The organism is Streptomyces atriruber, assembly GCF_001418325.1.
Taxonomy (GTDB): domain Bacteria; phylum Actinomycetota; class Actinomycetes; order Streptomycetales; family Streptomycetaceae; genus Streptomyces; species Streptomyces atriruber.
This window is the reverse complement of sequence record NZ_LIPN01000586.1, coordinates 1-3,109: the sequence shown is the minus strand read 5'-3', so window position 1 is coordinate 3,109 and position 3,109 is coordinate 1. Positions and strand designations below refer to the sequence as shown.

Genomic DNA, 3,109 nt, shown 5'->3' with positions numbered 1-3,109 from the left:
TCAGCCGGGGCAGCCAGGCGGCGTGCCGCGACTGCCACCACACGAGACCCGCGAGGGTGACGCACAGGCTCGCGACGACGGCGTGGCCCTGCCAGATGTCGACGACACCGTCGCGGAGCACGTCGCCCCGTTCGCGACCGGTGTCCCCGATGGAGTCGGCGTGCTGCGTGTAGAGGGAGCGGGCGGGCGCGTACAGGCCGAGCGCCAACAGGGCGGCCGCGGGGACGGCGAACACGCTCCAGCGGCCCAGCTTCCGCAGCCGCGACCGGGCCCGGCGCAGCAGCCGCCGGGTGGGCGAGAGGCGGGTGAACTCGGGGACGTCGTACCCCTCGCCGCTCAGATAGGTCTCGCACAGGCGCACGGAGAGGGAGAGCAGGAAATCGTGGGGAGCGTAGGTGGCCGGGGCCTGGGCGAGCAGGCCCAACTCGGCGTTCCCGACGCACTGTTCGAGCAGGGTCGTCTTGCCGGAGCCCCGTGGCCCGCACACCGCGATGGTGCCGTACTCGACCTGGCCGAGCTTGCGCTCCAGCTGGAGCATCGCCCGGGTGTCCACGACGTGCGCGGCAGACCGCGGCGTGCGCAGCCCCGACGACCGGTCCGGGAGGAACATGGAGTCGGGCTCGTCGCCCACCAGGCGGCGTACGACATGCGGGACCGCTGGGAGGATGCCCTCCTTCAGGAGCACCTTGCCCCACCGGACGGCCCGCACCCCGACCTCGACGCGCTGCACCGCCCAACTGACGGCCAGCGCGGCCTCCTTGAAGGACTGGAGCACGTGGCCGCTCACTGCCGCGCCGCACCAGCCCAGCGCGGTCAGCAGGGCCGCCACGGTCACCACGGCCGCGCCCAGCCACAGCAGATTGCCGAAGAGGAGCACCGCGAGCGCGGCGACCGCCATCAGCGAACAGGCCACCCGCCAGTCCCAGGCCGCCTCGCTCCGCGCGAGCCGACGCTGTTCCTCGATGTCCGCCAGGGCCTCACCGGCCCTCTCGAACGTCTGCAGTTCGACGTCCGGGCACCGGCTGATGGTGAAGTCCTTGAAGAGCGGGGCGAGCAGGTCCTGCTCGAGGTCCGGTTTCGTCACGCCGCTGTGCGCCCGCAGCAGTTGCTCCGTGCTCGGGTCGTTCACGGCATCGTCCACGGTCCGCTCGTAGATGATGTCCATGTCCGGCTCGAAGAAGTCCCTGGCCTTCATCAACTGAAGTTGGTGCCAGCTCCAGAGCGACTGCATCCGCGCTTCTTACCTCTCTCCCATGTTCTGCCCTGCGTGATTCCCCGCTGGTTTCCCCGCATGCGGAACCTGCGGATGCTACCGGCTCCGATCGGGGCGAGCGGACCTCGCGGATCAGCGGAAAGCTGCGATGTTACGGGCGACCCAGCCGCTGAAGGGGATCGGGGCGCGGCCGAGGACGCGCTCCACGTCCGGGCTGATCCGCAGCTCGGCCGGGTTCGGGGCGGCGATGATGTCCAGGGTGTCGTCGGCGAGCTCCGGCGGCACGGACCGGATCATCGCGGCCTTCGCCTCGTCCCGGGTGAGTTCGTGGAACCGCACCGGTGAGCCGAGTGCGGCGGCGACGGCCTCCGCCTGCTGACGCGGCGTGATCACCTCCGGCCCGGTCAGCTCGAAGACCCCACCGGCGTGCCGGGCGTCCAGCAGGCAGGCCGCCGCGACCTCGGCGATGTCGGTGGGGTCGACGACCGGAACCCCGACGTCGCCGAAGGGGGAAGCGACCGTCCGTTGCGTGCGGACGGACTCCGCCCAGGCCAGGGCGTTGGAGGCGAAGCCGCCCGGCCGCAGGACCGCCCACTCCAGGCCGGACTCGCGCAGTGCGTCCTCCAATCCGCGCATCACGACCCGCGTCGGGCCGAGCGGCCTGGTCGCCACGCCCTGCGAGGACAGCAGGACGACCCGGCGTACCCCGGCGGCCGCGGCCAGGTCGATGAGGTCGGCCGGCCTGGCATCCAGCGCGTGGAGGTCGCCGGAGAGGAGGAGGAACAGCGCCTTCGCCCCGTCCAACACGGGGGCGAGGCCCGCCGGATCGGCCAGGTCGGCCGCCACGTGCCGCACCCCGGCAGGTACCGCCGCCGCGTGCCGCGACACCGCCGTCACCTGCTCGCCCGCCTCGGTCAAGGCCTGCGTCAGAGGTCGTCCCACATTTCCGGTGGCCCCGGTCACTACGATCATGTTCTGCTCCCAGTCGGTTGTGCACCAAGGCAGTTGACGCTAGGAGCCGGACTTACTTTCCGTAAGGACGTACCCAGAGGTAAGCTCCGGACATGGGGGAAGGCGCGCAGCTGACGCAGGCCGGGTCGGACCGTCCCTATGAGGTGTTTCACACCGACTGCCCCGCGCGCGGCGTGGTCGACCACGTCACCAGCAGGTGGGGCATCTGGGTCCTGATCTCCCTGCGGAACACGGACCTTCGGTTCTTCGAGCTGCGCGACAGCATTCAGGGCGTCAGCGAGAAGATGCTCTCTCAGACCTTGCGCGCGCTGGTCCAGGACGGCCTGGTCCGGCGGGAGGTCGAACCGACGACGCCGCCTCAAGTCACGTATGGGCTGACCGAGTTCGGACAGCACATCGGCGAGCCGCTGACGGACCTGTTCGACCGGATCACGGAGCGGCTGCCGCAGCAGGCGCCACAGCGCGAAGACGGGGCCCCGAAGAACGAACCCTAGGGACCGCGCCTCCGCGACCGCTACGCCAGCTTCGCGCTCTGCGCCTCCACGACGGCCTTGCCGACCTTCGCGTTGCCGGGGCGCGCCTGGGTGAAGGCCATGCCGTCCACCGCGTAGTAGATCGCGACGGTGTCTCCGTGGCGGGCCACCTGGGCGCGCATGGTGTGGGTGATGCCCTCGAGCTTCGTGGTGACCCGGAAGGCGAGCGACTCATCAGCACCGCTCGGCTCGGCGGCGGTCTCGGCGGTGATGGAGGAGTACGCCCCCTTGTTGCCCTTGGCCTCGGCCGAGAAGCCCGAACCGCAGGAACGGACCGCCTTGGAGAGGTCGGCCAGGGTGGTCTTCGCCTCGCCGCTCCCGTACGTGGCGAGCGTGACGTACGTGAAGTCGCCGGGCCCCTTCGCGCCCGTGGCGAGGCGGACCAGGTCGG

At 71.1% G+C, this 3,109-nt stretch carries 2 protein-coding genes and 2 pseudogenes; 1 reads left to right on the top strand and 3 read right to left on the bottom strand.

The window, feature by feature from the left end:
• Both AOK03_RS38875 and AOK03_RS38870 read right to left on the bottom strand, forming a co-directional pair.
• Positions 1–1,231: pseudogene (locus tag AOK03_RS38875) on the bottom strand (hypothetical protein); the annotation flags it as partial.
• A 114-nt stretch (positions 1,232–1,345) separates the two neighbouring features.
• The gene (locus tag AOK03_RS38870; protein WP_055570066.1) at positions 1,346–2,185 is read right to left on the bottom strand and encodes an SDR family oxidoreductase; all 840 of its coding nucleotides are present in this window, start codon (positions 2,183–2,185) and stop codon (positions 1,346–1,348) included.
• Positions 2,186–2,277: 92 nt separating this feature from the next.
• On the opposite strand from AOK03_RS38870, the gene AOK03_RS38865 reads away from it, so the two are divergent.
• Positions 2,278–2,679 (top strand): winged helix-turn-helix transcriptional regulator, encoded by a 402-nt coding sequence (locus AOK03_RS38865; protein ID WP_055570065.1) that lies wholly within the window; start codon positions 2,278–2,280, stop codon positions 2,677–2,679.
• Between the two features lie 20 nt (positions 2,680–2,699).
• Here AOK03_RS38865 and AOK03_RS38860 read toward each other — a convergent pair.
• Positions 2,700–3,109 (bottom strand): annotated as a pseudogene (locus tag AOK03_RS38860) (DUF1349 domain-containing protein); the annotation flags it as partial.